Below are 16973 nucleotides of genomic sequence, written 5' to 3'. Positions count from 1 at the left end.
ATTTTGGTTTGTACCTGTAACTTTAGCTGACACAGTCAGTTGAGGTGGGGAGTCCATACCATTGAACGTGATTCAGAATCTACTCATCAAGAGAGCTTAACTAGGCAGATAAAAGATCCGGTGTAGAAAAATCATCCGCCAAAGATGCTTTGAGAATGTTACGAGTATCAATCGCTGGCCCACTCGCCCCATCCCATGAATAGCCTTTCTTAATCGTCAACAAACCTTGCTCAGATAGACTCAGAAACGGGCTATCGAAAGGCTGCGCGAGGGTGATACCGGTTTCAATCTGTTCTTCGGAATGAAGGTTGTATTTGTATGCCTGACGTTTTTTGTACTTCATCAGAGACCTCCTAGTCACCTAGCTTCTTTGAGATATAGAGCTTAAAGCTTTCACACACTCAAATCAGCTATAACCCACTTAGTGAATACCACGAATGATTTTGCAAATCGAAGCCATATTAATAACGCTCGCCAAGAGTGTCACAAAATTAGATGCACCATAAAAAGTAAAACGGAGCCAATCGGCTCCGTTCCATATATAAATTCTGCGCCCTACTTCTTAGGCACTTCCAACTGCATCTCTGGCATGGCTTGGCGTTTGGCTTTGATTTTACTCCAGATGATCCAGAATAGAATCACCAGAATCAATGCAATCACGTTGCCGATGGCGATGATGATCATGCTGCGCTTACGCTCGGCTTCGCGCTCGGCGATGATGCTTTTTTCCATTTCGATGCGGCGTTGCTCGGCGACCTCAGCTTCTTTCGCTAAACGTGCAGCTTCTAGATCCACTTCATCAACTACGCTGAATGACTGCTCTTTGATTGGGAAGACTAATGAGCGCGTCGTCGCTAGGTCTGTGGCAAAGACTTCACCGTGCCATGAGTACTTACCTAACTCTGGATCATTATCCATCTTAAGCGTGGTTTTGGTGCCGTCAGCAGACACTTGACCTTGGCTATAGCTGATAAAGCCGTCTGGCGCTTCTTGCTCTACATTCACCGCAATAGAGCCCGGAGTAATCATACCTTGCTCACCACTGACCACCAGCTGGTGTGGCTGGTCTGCATGACGTGATTGAATAAAGGTGCGCGTGATTGGCGATGGGTAAACCAGTACCACTTGCTCTTGTGCTCGAAGAAATACACCATTGCCAGAGGTAATGCGCGCGCGGTATTTACCCGGCTCAACGTCAATCGGCAATTGAACCGTGAAGACGCCATCCCCTACTTTTTCATCCAAACCGCGGCCATCATCGGCAAATTCACCAATCACCATAGGCACTGGGCGAGCTTCTTTGATCAGTTCGTCCTCATTCTCCACAAACTTAGTGAAGGTGACGCGCAAATTGACGCGGTCTAGGAAGTCACGCAGTACAAGCGGTTTATCGTCTGAGGTTAAACACGCAGTAAACTTGAGTGCTTCGTTGTGGTAAAGACGATTCGGGAACACATCGGTACTGAGTTTGAGGTGCGAGATCAGGCGGATGTTGTTTTTCGGAGTCACTTTACCTACGGCTTGCCAAGGGCCCGCCATAGGCTTGTCTACAGAGATAATGTCGAGGGAAGGCTCTTGATACCAACGCACGTTGTCGTAAGTACCCCATGCGTAATATTTTTTACCATCAGGGCGGACAAGGACGACAGGTTGAGAACTTTGTTCACGATAAACCAGAAAGGTGATTTGCTCGATGGTCGGGTCGACACGAAAGCGGTTATCTAACAAAGACATGGCGGACTCGCTCGCGGAAAACGCGAAACAACTCCAGAACGCTAAAATAGCGACTGACAAAGCCCTCAACATAGTCTCTCCTATTTACTACCAAATACTATCGTTCACCAGTTCGAGTCTTTTCTGGTGTGCTTCTACTTCATCGGCAGTTGCACGCAAAACCTTTAGCACTTTTCTTCCTTCAACACGACGAATGCCTTCGGCTTCGCCGTCTTTTTTATTGGCATTAAATTCTAGGCTTGTTTGACCACCCGTCATTAGAAGGTAAACGTCGGCTAGAATCTCCGCATCGAGCAATGCCCCGTGGAGAGTACGGTGTGAGTTATCAATGCCGTAACGTTCACACAATACGTCGAGGTTGTTTCGCTTGCCCGGGAAGATTTTCTTCGCCATGGCAAGGGTATCGGTCACCTTACAGTAACCATCCGTCTTACCGATGCTTGGATTGAGCATTTCAAACTCGTAATCCATAAAGCCGGTATCGAAGGGCGCGTTGTGGGCAACCAGCTCGGCGCCTTTAATGAAGTCTAGAAACTCTTGGTGTACGGCAGAGTATTCTGGCTTATCGACCAAGAATTCATCCGTAATACCGTGGACTCCAATCGCGTCTGGTTGGATTTCACGGTCAGGCTTTAGGTAAACGTGAAAGTGACGACCAGTCAGCTTACGGTTAATGATCTCCACGGCACCAATTTCGACGATGCGGTGACCCATGTAGTGAGGACCACCTTCTAGGTTCATACCCGTGGTTTCGGTATCGAGAACGACAATACGATTATGTTCAGAATTGCTGCTGGTATTCATAAGGTTATGTGTGTCAGACTATGCTTTATTAAATGTTTCGGCTAATAGTACCAAAAATATGACCAAACACGTTGAGATTTTCACTGACGGATCTTGTTTAGGCAATCCGGGGCCGGGTGGTTACGGCATTGTGCTGCGTTACAAGCAAACGGAAAAGACCCTAGCGAAAGGCTACACGCTGACGACCAATAACCGCATGGAAATGTTGGCTGCAGTGGTGGCATTGCAAACGCTAAAAGAGCCATGCCAAGTGACGTTAACAACGGATAGCCAGTACGTGCGCCAAGGCATTACGCAATGGATTCATAACTGGAAAAAACGTGGCTGGAAAACGGCAGATAAAAAGCCAGTGAAAAATGCCGATTTATGGCAAGCATTGGATAAAGAAACCGCTCGCCATAAAGTAGATTGGCATTGGGTTAAGGGCCACGCAGGCCATCGTGAGAATGAAATCTGTGATGAGCTAGCACGCACAGCCGCGGAAAACCCAACTGAAGAAGATACGGGTTACCAGGCATCTTAGTTTTTACTGCTTGAGACCTTTTTCACCGCACTGCCCTCTCTGTTCATCACACCCAGTGGTGTTAACTTTCTCTTCAAGCGCCAATGTGGCTTGATAGGTTTGAGAGGGTACGTTCGTTTACGGGCAACGATGTAATACAAACTCCCCGCCGGTGATGCCCAATCACCCAAACTGTTCTCTAACCACGTCCACATAGTTTTGTAACGCGTCATCGGAAACAACGCGTAACGATCACAATGAATCACCTGATAGTTGAGTACGCCCAGCCAATCTTTGATGCGGTTGGCAGTGAACATGCGCCCACTCCAAGGCAAATTGTTTCTGCGCCAAGGTAATAAACTTGCTAAGCCAGTGAAACTAATCGGGTTAAAGCCCGTAATAATAAGATAACCATCATCCATCATGACGCGATCAACTTCGCGCAGCAGCCGATGGGGATCACTTGCATAGTCAAGCTGATGAGCAAGCACGACAACATCAAAGCTTTTTTCTAAAAAGGGTAATTCGTAACCATCTGCGATGACATTATGCAACGGGTTCTGGATATCTACGTTGACTTGGTGTTGAATGTTACAACTACAGCTGGTTAGCTCACAGCTCAAGCCGCCCAATTTCAGCATGTGGTAACCGAACAACTTCGGACACCATTCATCGAGTCGGGTTTGGATTGACTCAAGTACCCACGGCCCATTGTTCATCTCTGACCAAGTCGACGGGTGCTGTAAAGTTTTGTTGCTGAGTGCTGGTTTCATTAACCACCTGACTATTAAAAGGGTGACGGAGAAAGAATCGTGTTAGAGATCAAAAGCATACCCGCATTTAATGATAATTACATCTGGCTGATACAAAATAGCGACAAGCGATGTGCCGTGGTCGATCCGGGTGATGCTAAGCCAGTGTTAGAATATTTGCAGGCTAACGAGTTAACTTTAGAAGCGATCTTAATTACACACCACCACAACGATCACATTGGCGGCGTTTCAGATTTAGTTCGTGCTTTTCCTCACGTTTCTGTCGTAGGTCCGAAAGCAGAACCCATTCCAACATTAACCAATGCTATGGAAGAAGGCGACAAACTTGAGCTTTTCGGTGAAATTTTCATGGTGCTCGGTTTACCTGGCCACACACTTGGCCACATTGGCTATGTAGGTGACGGTAAATTGTTCTGTGGCGACGTACTGTTCTCGGCTGGCTGCGGCCGTATTTTTGAAGGCACACCAGAGCAGATGTTCGAGTCACTGAGCAAAATCATGAAGCTGCCTGAAGAGACGGAAGTGTTCTGTGCACATGAATACACCGCAAGTAACGTAGCCTTTGCCCTAGCGGTTGAGCCAGACAATGAGCACTTGCGCCAGTACCGTGACGATGTAAACCGCCTGCGCGGATTAAACATTCCAACCATTCCTACCACACTACGCAAAGAAAAGTTAATCAACCCGTTCTTGCGCGCAACCAACGCAGAAGTGATTCAATCTGTCACGAACCGTATTGAAAATAGCGATCCGTGCTCGGTTTTTACAGCTCTACGTGAGTGGAAGAACGAATTTTAACCAATTTCTGCTTGTAAACTTGCACGACGCAAGTATTATCGTGAGCTGATTTTCATAGAAGCGCCTCTGGCGCTTCTATTGCGTTTGGGGCTGATATAAATCTGTTTGAATTTCACCCAAACGCATAAAGTAGCGGCAAACCCGCCTCTACCCGTAGTTAGTGTTACAAGATGTCTATTATCTTGCGACTGCCACGCACACTGTTGCGCGACAGGCAGGAGAAGATAACCAGGCCCTAGATAGGCTGAATCCATGAGCTTAAAGTACAGTTGGGCGTTGGCGTTACTACTTTCTGGCTGTCAATTGACACAGTCAGATTCAACAAACACTCCAACACCAGAAACCAATAAGTCCGAGCAAGCGGTAAAACAAGACGCGGCTCAAGCGGACTCCAATAAAAAGCAATCGATAGCAAAGAAACCTGCTAAAGAGACGCCGAAAACCCTTTCTCCTCAGGAACAAGAAGATGTATGGCGTCGTATCGGCATGCAGCTTGAAATGGACATCCCAGACAACAAGAAAGTGGCTTACTACCGTACATGGTATCTTAAGCACCCTAACCACCTGCGCACCGTTTCTGAGCGTGCACAGCCGTTTTTGTACATGATTACAAAACGCATTGAAGAACGTGGTCTTCCAATGGAATTGGCCCTTCTACCTATCGTAGAGAGCTCATTTGACCCATTCGCGTACTCACACGGCAGTGCGGCAGGTCTTTGGCAGTTCGTTCCTGGCACCGGCAAGATGATGGGCCTAGAGCAGAACTACTGGTACGACGGTCGTCGTGATGTGTACGCAGCGACAGATGCTGCTCTTGATTACCTAGAGCAACAAAGCAAGCGCTTTGACGACAACTGGAACCAAGCTATTGCCGCTTACAACAGTGGTGGCGGTCGTGTATCAAGCGCGATTCGTAAGAACAAAAAGCTAGGAAAACCTACAGACTTCTTCTCTTTGGATCTTCCAAAAGAGACCAGCAGTTACGTTCCTAAGCTACTTGCGCTTGCAGACATCATTGCGAACCAAGACAAATACGGCATCGACATTCCACCAATCCCAAACAAACCGGTTCTGGTTCAGGTTGATCCAAAAGAACAATTGGACCTAGCGATTGCTGCCGATTACGCAGGCATTGGTGTCAAAGAGCTGCAAGGTTACAACCCGGCTTACAACCAATGGTCTACGGCACCTGACGGCCCGCACCAGCTTCTTATTCCTATCGAGACGAAGGATCAGTTCCTTGCTCAGGTGAAAAAGAACCGTGGTAAAGGCATGAAGGTCGCACGCTACAAAGTGAAGTCTGGTGACTCGCTCAGCGTATTGGCTCAGAAGTACGGTACGACAACCAAAGTTATCCAACGTGCTAACGGTCTAACCAACAACAACATTCGCGTTGGTCAGTACCTAATGATCCCAACGTCAACTAAAGACGATGCTAAGTACGCACTTACTGCGGAAAATCGCCTAAACAAAACGCAATCTAAATCTCGCGGTCAATTCAAACTGACTCACGTTGTCCAATCTGGCGAGAGCTTGTGGTCTATCGCAAAAGAGAACAAGGTTTCTCATAAGTCTCTGGCGAAATGGAACGGCATGGGCCCAAAAGACACCTTGCGCGTCGGCCAAAAGCTGGTGATTTGGAAGAACTCAGACAAGGGCGCCATCATTCGCACGGTTTTCTATAACGTGCGTTCTGGCGATACCATCAGTGGCATTGCTAGCAAGTTTAAGGTGAAGAGCAACGACATCGTGAAATGGAATGCTCTTCAAAAGCAGAAGTACCTGAAACCAGGTCAGAAGCTTAAGTTGTATGTTGACGTAACTAAGGTAAGTGTATGAACCCATCGAGTAACCCGCTTGTAATGCTGTTGGATATTTTCCGTTCTCCAACATCGTGCTTCCTAGCGCTGTATCAGCGTGGAGGCTGGGGGTGGCAACCGTTCATCTTTTTGATGCTCAGCCCATTCCTATTCTGGGGGGCCTATTTCTCGAATGTGGATTTCACTTGGCTAAGTGAACAATTAACGGCTCAATTTCAACAGGTCGATCCTAAGCAGATTGAACTGTTGGAACCAAACACGCTGATGGCAAGTGCGATCATTAATGACGTGTTCAACCGCTTTGCGACTCTGCTGCTTTTGGCGTTGTGGTTCTTCCTAGCGACTAAAGCAAGCAAACAACAATACGGCTATTGGAAATGGTTTGCAGCGGCTTCTGCAATCCTGTTCCCTGCGGTTTTAGGCGACATCGCAAGCTATGCGAGCCTGTTACTGAAACACGGTCAGGTAATGACGTACGCGGCGGATTTAAACAGCCTAAATGGTTTGTTGAAACTGCCTTTGACCAACGAGTGGTCGCACTTTGCTAGCTCACTGCCGTTACTGCTGCCTTGGTACATTGTATTGGGCTATGGTGTGGTTCTGACTTGGACAGAGTTTGAACGTGGACAGGCTCTTGTGATTTCGAGCCTGCCTTGGATTGCGTTTTACGTGATTTGGGCATTGTACATCGCTATTGCTTAAGCCATTTAAGCGAGCTCATAAGAGCCCTTACTGGTCGTTAAGCGTAAACGACACCAATAATGGATTATGATCGGAAGCGTCGCTCTGCGGCGCTTTCGCGTTTTTGAGGGTCAGACCTCGATAAAAAACGTGATCGAGTGGCAAGCCGGTAATGAACTGAGTGCGGTTGTCTTGGCTAAACGTCACTTCCTGCAAATTGGCTTTTTGCAGTGCTTTCTTCATCGCCATTAAGCGTTCTTCGCTCCAGCTATTAAAATCCCCTGCAAACAGAATCGGGCCTTTATGCTCCTTCAGCACCTTCTCTAATACAGACAACTGTGACGTGTATTCCTCGGTGCCCACGGTAAAGTTGATTGCATGAATGTTCACCACCGCCAAGGTTTCACCGTTACTGAGCTGATACTTGCTGTACAGCGCGGATTTAGGCAAACGCAGCCACGGTTCTTTAGACGTATACGCGCAAGCACGAATGGGCTCTTTCTGCGCAATGCTGATCACCCCCGCCCCATTGCCAAGCGCTTTGAACGCACTGACTTGGTTACTGACCCAGTGCCCATCCACCAGCCAGTTTTTGAATTCATCGGTTAAGCTTGCTTCTTGTAGTAAAAGCAGTTGTTTATTGGCAGAGAATGCATCGAGAGCTTGCTGCCAGTTGTCTCGGTTTTGTTTGTAGATGTTCCACACCAAGACATTTAACTCACCATCCTTGTCGAGCACCTGTGGCTGTTTAAACTCCATACAGCGAATATCTTGAGTAATGTTCGTTCCTGTTTGAGTAATAATTTGTGGTTGCTCTGGCACCGTGAAGATCACCTGAAAGCTGACAAGTCCGGCGATAATAAGAAAAACTAACGCAAAAGCTAAACGCTGATACATAGGCCTACCTAACGACAAAAATGGCACGCATAAAATGCGCATAATAAAAAAGGAGCCATTTGCGGCTCCCTTTTAGCTTACTCAAATTTTTACCACATAATGAAGTGAAATCTTAAATCGCGTCTTCGTCTTCTTCGCCAGTACGGATACGTACTACACGCTCGATATCCGTAACAAAGATCTTACCGTCACCAATCTTACCGGTTTGTGCCGTTTCAATGATGGTTTCAACACACTTGTCTGCAACGTCTTCCGTCACTACGATTTCTAGCTTCACTTTAGGCAGGAAATCCACCATGTACTCTGCACCACGATACAATTCTGTGTGACCTTTCTGACGACCGAAGCCTTTCACTTCAGAGACTGTCATCCCTGTAATGCCTACTTCAGCCAACGCTTCTCGAACATCATCCAATTTGAATGGCTTGATAATCGCTTCAATCTTTTTCATGTTCATCCCTTAAGCTTCAATCGTTTGCGCATATTATCGGTTAGCACCTCACAACATTCAATCCTTGTTATCATCAAGCACCTGAAAATCCTGACACTGGTGGAATTTATTTGCGGATGAATGTAACAAAGTCGCGAAGTCAGCAATCCCACGTGCACCAAACGAAAAAGCCAGAGCGTTTGTCTCTGGCTTGATTTGAATCTTTATCTGGCTTGTACCCGTGCTTATTACTTCAAGCTTGCGTAGTACGCTGCCAAGTTTGCGATATCGTCGTCAGACAGCAGATTTGCTTGTGCTTGCATCACTGGCGCTAGGCCACCCGTGCGTTGGCCCGCTTTATAAGCCTTGATTGAGCTAGCGATGTATTGCTCATTCTGGCCTTTCAGATTTGGATAACCAGGAATCACCGCGATACCATCCGCGCCATGACAAGCAGCACATACGCCCGCTTTTGCTTGCCCTGCGGCTACATCACCTGCCGCCAGAGCTTGCCCACTAAACATGGTTAGCGCCATCATTGCGCCCATGATTGTTTTCTTCATTGCTTCACCTAATCGATTTTTAGTTAAGGATTTTTATATTTTATAATCGACATTGTGGCATGAATTACAACGACTTGCGCCAGATAAGTTCACAATCTTGACCACTGAAGGCTTGATCAACAAACAAATTGCCGACCGCCACCACCTGATCTTGGTACATCAGAATCGGTATTTGGCGACGCAGCCAACTCGGCACGTTGTACTCTTGGAATAACTTCTTCAGCTTACGGCTATGGTTACGCGTGGTTGGGTGCGCAGAGAGCCCTTCTGGATTAAACGTCACTCGTAATAGCTCTGGATGAGGCGGCATAGCAATGGTGGCTTGCTCTGAGTTGGTACTCAAGGTGAGCTCTCCCAACTGCTCGGGCAACAGCAAAGCAGTATCGGTTTGAATGGCACTTTGCCAAGTCGTGACATCAACCGTTTCGGTTACCCAATACAGGCGATTCTGAAAACGGCGAACTTCACCCTGCTTGAGCTGAAGCTTTGGATTGGCATCTTGCTGCGCCAGCGCGACCTCATTCCAAATCAAACTGAGCTGAACTTGCGTTGGCATGTTGGCATTTAGCTTAGCCAGCCACATACGAACCAATCGCGCACTAGCCAGTTCACTGTGCGTTGCTAAGTCTTCAATACTCAGACTAAGATCACTTTGTAGTGCGCGTTCAAACACTGCCAAAAGTAGCTCATCGAGCAAAGCTTCTTGCTGCGCGCACAAACTCGCACTGCGCTGCACCGCTTGATGGATGCTCGGCCAACGTTCAGAAAGTTCTGGCACGATACGATGACGGAGGAAATTACGATCGTAACGCGTATCTTGATTACTTTCGTCTTCTACCCAATCTAGCCCTTGATCCTTCGCTACGGCCTCAATTTGCTCGCGCTTGATAGCTAATAGCGGACGGACCAAAGTACCACCAGCAAACAGCATGCTTTCTGCCATTGAAGATAGACCTCTCGGGCCGCTGCCGCGCTTCAACGCCAACAAGAAGGTTTCCACCTGGTCATCGGCATGTTGACCTGTCAGTAATAAATCACCGGACTGGATGTGCTTCGACAACGCCTGATAACGCGCTTCTCGAGCCAACAGCTCGATACTTTCGCCGCTGTTAGTGTCTAGACTCACCCGCTCAACAGAACAGGTAATTCCCGCTTGCTCAGCCCACACTAAACATTTATCCGCCCATTCGTCCGCGTTGGAGCTTAAACCATGATGCACATATACGGCGTGACACTTGAATGAGTGAGAATCTGTTGATTGATTGTCTATCGAATAGGCTTGCTGATAACGACTAAGCAGCTCGAGTAACAAGCGCGAATCTACCCCACCACTAAACGCTAAAACAATCTTAGTGTTTGGTTGATGATAACGTTCGAGAACTTGAACAAATTGCGAGTAAAGCGATTCCATAAATCATCCGATAGAAACAAAAAAGGGTTGGACGCATGCCCAACCCTTTCTATTTTATCTGTTATCTTGCGAGAATTCAGCTAGTGCCTAACGGCAGCTGTAATTAGCAGTAACCGTAGTTCATTAGACGCTGGTAACGACGCTCTAGTAGCGTTTCGTGGTCTAGTTGCTCAAGGTCTTCTAGCTGGCGAAGCAAGTTTGCTTTCATGTTTGCAGCCATTTGAGCATGGTCACGGTGCGCGCCGCCTAGTGGCTCTTCGATGATTTCATCGATAAGCTCAAGATCTTTCAGACGTGGAGCGGTTAGACCCATCGCGTCTGCTGCTTGTGGTGCTTTGTCTGAATCACGCCACAGGATTGAAGCACAACCTTCTGGAGAGATTACTGAGTACGTTGAGTACTGAAGCATGTTCACGTAGTCACCTACACCGATTGCAAGTGCACCACCTGAACCGCCTTCACCAACAACGTTACAGATGACTGGCACTTTAAGACCAGACATCACTTTAAGGTTGGTCGCGATCGCTTCAGATTGGCCACGCTCTTCAGCGCCAACACCTGGGTATGCACCTGCCGTGTCGATGAAAGTGATGATAGGCATGTTGAAACGCTCAGCCATTTCCATCAAACGTAGCGCTTTACGGTAACCTTCTGGTTTAGGCATACCAAAGTTACGTTTTACTTTTTCTTTGGTCTCACGACCTTTCTGGTGACCAATGATCATCACTGGACGACCTTCAAGACGTGCGATACCACCGACGATCGCTTTGTCGTCAGCAAACGCGCGGTCACCTGCTAGTTCATCAAATTCATCAAATGCGTGCTTGATGTAATCTAGTGTGTACGGACGTAAAGGGTGACGAGCCAGTTGAGCTGTTTCCCATGCACCTAGATTGCTGAAGGTTTTCTTCTTAAGTTCTAGGCTCTTTTTCTCAAGCTGTTCGATTTCTTTATCAAGGTCAACCGCAGAGTCACCGCCGTGACGAGATACGTCGCGTAGCGCTTCAATTTTTGCTTCTAGTTCTGCAATTGGCTTTTCAAATTCAAGAAAGTTTAGGCTCATCTATGAATCCTTTTTGACTCAGCGTCTTACGTATTGCGCTGAATTTTTTAGTTAAATTCGAGTTCTACTTGGCCTTTACCAAGTAACTGTTTTAAATCGTCTAGCAATGTATCAGTTGGCGTTACTCGCCACTCGGTGCCCAATGTTAACCGCGCTCTGGCGTCGGCACGCTGGTAGTATACATTGACAGGTACGGTTCCGGCTTTGTGCGGCTCTAAAATACGCGTAAATTGTTCAAAGAATTTATCGTTGATCTGGTTAGCATCAATAGATACCGACAAACCACGTGCGTATTTTTCACGTGCAGTACCCAGATCCATAACTTCACGCGCCGACATTTTAAGGCCACCGTTGAAGTCATCAAAGCTGACCTGTCCAGAAACCACCAGAATTTTATCTTTTTCGAGAAGTTCTGCATACCTATCAAGCGCATCCGAGAACAACATCACCTCCATTCGACCGCTTCGATCGTCCAGAGTCATGATGCCGATTCGCGTACCACGCTTGGTTGTCATCACACGAGCTGCAATTACCAAGCCCGCTACTGTCACGGATTGATCACGGCGAGTTGGGGTTGCGTCTTTTAGTCGACAACTAACGTATTTATTTAGTTCCTTTATGTATGCGTTAACTGGGTGGCCGGTCAAATATAAACCGAGCGTCTCACGTTCACCCTCTAACCATACTTTCTCTGGCCATGCTGGCACTTGAGTATATTTGTGTTCCACCTCTTCTGGCGCATCAGTCAAAACACCGAACATATCGGTTTGACCAAAGGCTTCCGCTTGGTGGTGTTGGCTTGCCGCTTTCACCGCATCATTGAGCGATGCCATCAATGCCGCACGGTGTGGACCGAGCCTGTCGAGTGCGCCCGCGTAAATCAGTTTTTCGATAACACGCTTGTTTACCTTTTTCAGGTCGATTCGCGCACAGAAGTCAAATAGGTCAATGAAGTGACCACCTTTGTTGCGCGCTTCTAAGATCGCATCGATCGGACCTTCGCCCACACCTTTAATCGCGCCGATGCCGTAAACAATCGCGCCATTCTCATCCACGTTAAAGCGGTACAAGCCGGCATTGATGTCTGGCGGAAGCACGGTGAGTTTCATGCGGAAACATTCGTCTACTAGGCCAACCACTTTCTCAGTGTTATCCATATCGGCGGTCATTACCGCTGCCATGAATTCTGCCGGATAGTGCATCTTCAGCCATAGCGTTTGGTACGAAACCAGTGCGTAGGCTGCCGAGTGAGATTTATTAAAGCCGTAACCCGCGAACTTCTCTACCAAGTCGAAGATCTTCATCGCCAACTCGCCATCGACGCCGTTGGCAATTGCCCCCTCTTCGAAGGTAGCACGCTGTTTCGCCATCTCTTCCGGTTTTTTCTTACCCATCGCACGACGAAGCATGTCCGCACCACCAAGGGTGTAGCCAGACAGTACCTGTGCAATCTGCATTACCTGTTCTTGATACAGGATGATGCCGTAAGTCGGATCCAGAATCTCTTTAAGCGATTCGTGTTGCCACTTTTCATCAGGATAAGAGATCGCCTCACGACCGTGCTTACGGTCGATAAAGTTATCTACCATGCCCGACTGCAATGGGCCCGGACGGAACAGTGCCACCAATGCGATGATGTCTTCAAAACAGTCCGGTTGCAGACGTTTAATCAGCTCTTTCATACCGCGCGATTCAAGCTGGAATACCGCAGTGGTTTCTGAGTTTTGCAGCAAACGGAATGACGCCGCATCATCCAGTGGAATCGATTCGATGCGAACAGGATCTTTGCCTTCGCGTTCTAGACGCGGGTTAATCAGACCCAACGCCCAGTCGATGATGGTTAGGGTACGCAGACCCAAGAAGTCAAACTTAACCAGACCGGCCGTTTCAACGTCGTTCTTATCAAACTGAGTAACCGGGAAGTGACCTTCCGAGTCAGCATAAATCGGCGCGAAGTCTGTAATGGTGGTTGGTGAGATTACAACACCACCCGCGTGCTTACCGGCATTACGTGTACAACCTTCAAGGAGGCGACACATGTCGATAAGCTCTTTCACTTCTTCGTCTGCGTCATACAACTCTGGCAGTGCAGGCTCAGCTTTGAACGCTTTCTCTAGCGTCATGCCCGGATCAGGCGGAACCAATTTTGAAATACGATCAACGAAGCCAAACGGGTGGCCAAGTACACGGCCTACGTCACGGATTACCGCTTTCGCCGCCATGGTACCAAAGGTGATGATCTGTGATACCGCATCACGGCCATACATTTCCGCAACGTGGTCAATTACTTGGTCACGCTTATCCATACAGAAGTCGACGTCGAAATCGGGCATCGAGACTCGTTCTGGGTTCAAGAAACGTTCGAATAGAAGGTCGTATTCCAATGGGTCAAGGTCGGTGATCTTCAGTGCATATGCCACCAAAGAACCAGCACCCGAACCACGACCCGGACCTACCGGAATCGCGTTGTCTTTCGACCACTGGATGAACTCCATTACGATCAAGAAGTAACCAGGGAATCCCATTTGGTTGATTACGTCGAGTTCGATTTGCAGACGATCATCGTATTCAGGACGACGCTGCTTGCGCTCTTCCTCATCTGGGAACAGGAACTCTAGACGCTCTTCAAGACCTTCGCGAGACTTCATGACCAAGAAGTCGGTCTCTTCCATACCTTCAGTTGGGAAGGCAGGTAGGAAGTATTCACCCAAACGTACTGTCACGTTACAACGCTTGGCAATTTCAACACTGTTTTCTAACGCTTCCGGAATGTCGGCAAACAGCTCGCACATTTCCTCTTCAGTACGCAGGTATTGTTCTGGGCTGTAGTTCTTTGGACGACGCGGATCTTCTAGGGTGTAACCATCGTGGATTGCAACGCGGATTTCATGGGCGTCAAATAAGTCTTCACTGATGAAAACAACTTCGTTGGTTGCAACGACTGGCAATTCAAGCTCTTCTGCCAATTCGATCGCAAAGTGCAGGTAAGTTTCTTCATCCGGACGACCAGTACGAACCAATTCTAGATAGAAGCGATCTGGGAAGTATTGGTTGTAGAACTCGACACAACTGTCGACAACTTTACGGTTGCCTTTTAGCAATGCTTTACCGATTTCACCGTTTTTCGCGCCTGATAGAACGATCAAACCTTCTGATAGTTCAGCCAACCAAGCTTTGTCGAGCACCGGTTGGTGCTGTACGTGACCACGAAGGTAAGCTTTTGAGATCAGCAACGTGAGGTTTTTATAACCTTCGTTGTTTGCCGCAAGTAACGTTAATTGCGTCAGCTCCTCGCCAAACTCATCCGATTGCATTTTGAAATCAGCACCGATGATTGGCTTCACACCACTGCCGTGCGCAGTGCCATAGTATTTCACCAAACCACATAGGTTAGTGAAATCGGTCAATGCCATTGCAGGCATGCCGAGTTCGGCGACTTTCTTAACGAGCGGTGGAACTTTGTTGATACCATCCACCATCGAGAAATCACTGTGAACTCTTAGGTGAATGAACTTGGGAACTGACATTAACAGGTACCGTAAAACTATATCTTATTTGGGATTCTAACCTAAAGCAGGCGTGGTTTATAACACCGATACGCCTATTCTATTACTTTGCTTTATTCTTCGATGCCGAGCGCTTTCTTCACGGGCTTGAAGCTCTTACGGTGTTCACTGATCACACCGTGTTGCTCAATCGCTTCGAAGTGCGCTTTGGTTGGGTAACCTTTGTGCTTAGCAAAGCCAAACTGTGGGTATTGTTTATCCAACTCTTCCATTTCTTGGTCACGAACCACTTTAGCAATGATTGACGCCGCGCTAATTTCCGCCACGCGCAAGTCGCCTTTCACTACGGCTTGGGAATCCATTGGCAGTTCAGGACAACGATTACCATCGATAAGCGCAAGGTCTGGCTGTACTTTCAAACCCGCAATCGCACGTTGCATGGCAACCATGGTCGCTTGCAGGATGTTGAGCTCATCAATCTCTTCAGGAGAACAACGGCCTACCGCCCATGCCAATGCTTTCTCTTTGATTTCTGGCAGCAGTGCAAGGCGTTTTTTCTCACTCAGTTTTTTCGAATCGTTTAAGCCTTCAATTGGGTTATTTGGATCTAAAATAACCGCTGCGGTAACAACATCACCCACCAAAGGACCACGCCCTACCTCATCAACACCCGCAACTAGCTGATAGCCTTGCGGATATTCAAACGGTGGTAGTTCTACTTTTGCTTTGGTCGTTTTTGGTTTTACAGCCATGGTCAATCTCTATTTTTCAATCAGTTTTAGAACCGCGTTTGCGGCTTGTTGATCCGCATCTTTGCGAATCCAATGATGCATTTCAGTGAACTTATCCAACATTTCTCGGTTATCGCTCTCTAGTAAGCGAGACACTTCGTCGAATAAATTGTCTGGCGTGCAATCATCTTGCAGATATTCTTTAACCAGCTCGGTATCAGCCAGAATGTTTGGCAGCGAAACATATTTCGTTTTCAGCAGGCGCTTAGCAAGGAAAGCCGTCACCGCGTTGACACGGTAACCGACCACCATTGGGCGTTTGAGCAACATACACTCTAACGCTACGGTGCCAGACGCCAACATCACGGCATCTGAAGCGGTAATCACGTTGCGTGCAGTATCATCCACCAGTTTGAAATCAAGCTCAGGTGCATGCTCTTTCCACGCTTGCTCGAATTGTTCGCGACGTTTCTGGTTTACTAGCGCTACGACGAAGCCTAGATCGGGGAATTTCTGGTGCAATTTCTTACACGTTTCGATAAATGGCTGAGAGAGCATTTTCAGCTCGCTGCCACGGCTACCCGGAAGAACCGCTAGCCATTGTTTATCTTGTTCTAAACCAAGCAGTTCACGTGCAGGCGCTTTGTCCGATTGCAGTGGAATAGCATCTGCCAATGTGTGACCAATGAATTCACAAGGCACGTTGAATTTATCGTAGAACGCTTTTTCAAACGGTAAGAATGCCAGTACTAGGTTAGTCGCTGCTTCAATTTTAAAGATGCGCTTTTGACGCCATGCCCAAACCGATGGGCTTACGTAATGCACGGTTTTGATGCCAGCATTTTTCAGGTCTAGCTCAACACGTAAGTTAAAATCTGGTGCATCGATACCAACAAAGACATCCGGCGGGTTATCAGTGAAGTATTTCACGAGCTCAGCTTTGACTTTCAGCAGTCTTGGCAAGCGGCCCAGCACTTCAACCAAGCCCATTACGGCGAGCTCTTCCATGTCGAACAGAGACTCGCAGCCTTGCGCGATCATTTTAGGGCCACCAATACCAACAAACTCTGCGTCTGGGTATTGCTGTTTTACCGCTTTGATAAAGCCTTCACCTAGCGTGTCGCCAGACAGTTCTCCGGCAATGATGCCGATACGTAATGGTCTTTCCATATCTACTTCGCTATTTTTCCTGTGCGCTATGGGTAACGATTTAAGCTAAACGATTTAAACTATGTATCCACATATACCCAAGTAACCTCG

General features: G+C 47.6%; 16 protein-coding genes. 4 read left to right on the top strand and 12 right to left on the bottom strand.

Going from position 1 to position 16973, the window contains the following annotated elements; translation table 11 throughout:
• Positions 1-100 precede the first annotated feature (100 nt).
• From KIV40_RS14020 to dnaQ, 3 genes are all read right to left on the bottom strand, one after another.
• Positions 101-343: a hypothetical protein gene (locus KIV40_RS14020; protein WP_285349777.1), complete on the bottom strand. Its 243-nt coding sequence runs from the start codon at positions 341-343 to the stop codon at positions 101-103.
• 212 nt (positions 344-555) lie between these two features.
• Positions 556-1806 (bottom strand): TIGR03503 family protein, encoded by a 1251-nt coding sequence (locus tag KIV40_RS14015; protein WP_285349775.1) that lies wholly within the window; start codon positions 1804-1806, stop codon positions 556-558.
• 15 nt (positions 1807-1821) lie between these two features.
• Positions 1822-2538, bottom strand: coding sequence for a DNA polymerase III subunit epsilon (dnaQ, locus tag KIV40_RS14010; protein WP_285349773.1), 717 nt, complete (start codon positions 2536-2538; stop codon positions 1822-1824).
• 58 nt (positions 2539-2596) lie between these two features.
• Between dnaQ and rnhA the strand changes: the two genes are divergently transcribed.
• Positions 2597-3061 (top strand): ribonuclease HI, encoded by a 465-nt coding sequence (gene rnhA, locus KIV40_RS14005; protein ID WP_005533940.1) that lies wholly within the window; start codon positions 2597-2599, stop codon positions 3059-3061.
• Here the strand turns inward: rnhA and KIV40_RS14000 are convergent.
• Complete coding sequence (locus KIV40_RS14000) at positions 3058-3813, bottom strand: class I SAM-dependent methyltransferase (protein ID WP_012128679.1); 756 nt, start codon at positions 3811-3813, stop codon at positions 3058-3060. The two genes, rnhA and KIV40_RS14000, sit on opposite strands and share 4 nt — an antisense overlap.
• Positions 3814-3852: 39 nt before the next feature.
• Here KIV40_RS14000 and gloB point away from each other — a divergent pair, with 39 nt between their 5' ends.
• The 3 genes from gloB (at position 3853) to KIV40_RS13985 (ending at position 7133) form a co-directional block, all read left to right on the top strand.
• The gene (gene gloB, locus KIV40_RS13995) at positions 3853-4611 is read left to right on the top strand and encodes a hydroxyacylglutathione hydrolase (protein ID WP_012128680.1); all 759 of its coding nucleotides are present in this window, start codon (positions 3853-3855) and stop codon (positions 4609-4611) included.
• Between the two features lie 252 nt (positions 4612-4863).
• Positions 4864-6450, top strand: a complete 1587-nt coding sequence (locus tag KIV40_RS13990) for a LysM peptidoglycan-binding domain-containing protein (RefSeq protein WP_285349770.1) — start codon at positions 4864-4866, stop codon at positions 6448-6450.
• Positions 6447-7133 carry a YIP1 family protein gene (locus KIV40_RS13985; protein ID WP_285349768.1) on the top strand — a complete coding sequence of 229 codons (687 nt, stop codon included), beginning with the start codon at positions 6447-6449 and terminating at the stop codon, positions 7131-7133. Before KIV40_RS13990 ends, KIV40_RS13985 begins: the two co-directional genes overlap by 4 nt.
• A 27-nt stretch (positions 7134-7160) precedes the next feature.
• On the opposite strand, the gene KIV40_RS13980 is transcribed toward KIV40_RS13985, so the two are convergent.
• The 8 genes from KIV40_RS13980 to lpxB all read right to left on the bottom strand — a co-directional run bounded on the left by KIV40_RS13980 (position 7161) and on the right by lpxB (position 16883).
• Positions 7161-8009, bottom strand: a complete 849-nt coding sequence (locus KIV40_RS13980; protein ID WP_285349766.1) for an endonuclease/exonuclease/phosphatase family protein — start codon at positions 8007-8009, stop codon at positions 7161-7163.
• Positions 8010-8121: 112 nt separating this feature from the next.
• Positions 8122-8460, bottom strand: coding sequence for a nitrogen regulatory protein P-II (gene glnB / locus KIV40_RS13975; protein ID WP_005380372.1), 339 nt, complete (start codon positions 8458-8460; stop codon positions 8122-8124).
• Between the two features lie 227 nt (positions 8461-8687).
• Positions 8688-9002 carry a cytochrome c gene (locus KIV40_RS13970; RefSeq protein ID WP_285349764.1) on the bottom strand — a complete coding sequence of 105 codons (315 nt, stop codon included), beginning with the start codon at positions 9000-9002 and terminating at the stop codon, positions 8688-8690.
• 64 nt (positions 9003-9066) lie between these two features.
• Positions 9067-10413, bottom strand: coding sequence for a tRNA lysidine(34) synthetase TilS (gene tilS / locus KIV40_RS13965; protein WP_285349762.1), 1347 nt, complete (start codon positions 10411-10413; stop codon positions 9067-9069).
• Positions 10414-10516: 103 nt separating this feature from the next.
• Entirely contained in the window at positions 10517-11476 is a 960-nt protein-coding gene (accA, locus tag KIV40_RS13960) for an acetyl-CoA carboxylase carboxyl transferase subunit alpha (protein ID WP_285349761.1), read from the bottom strand.
• Positions 11477-11523: 47 nt separating this feature from the next.
• Positions 11524-15003: a DNA polymerase III subunit alpha gene (gene dnaE, locus KIV40_RS13955; RefSeq protein WP_041853289.1), complete on the bottom strand. Its 3480-nt coding sequence runs from the start codon at positions 15001-15003 to the stop codon at positions 11524-11526.
• 92 nt (positions 15004-15095) lie between these two features.
• Positions 15096-15734, bottom strand: coding sequence for a ribonuclease HII (rnhB, locus tag KIV40_RS13950; protein WP_012128688.1), 639 nt, complete (start codon positions 15732-15734; stop codon positions 15096-15098).
• Between the two features lie 9 nt (positions 15735-15743).
• Positions 15744-16883: a lipid-A-disaccharide synthase gene (lpxB, locus tag KIV40_RS13945; RefSeq protein WP_038891872.1), complete on the bottom strand. Its 1140-nt coding sequence runs from the start codon at positions 16881-16883 to the stop codon at positions 15744-15746.
• Between the last annotated feature and the right edge of the window lie 90 nt (positions 16884-16973).

The sequence above is a fragment of the Vibrio sp. D173a genome (assembly GCF_030248475.1).
The sequence above is the reverse complement of the archived record's forward strand: the minus strand, read 5'-3'. Positions and strand labels throughout refer to the sequence as shown.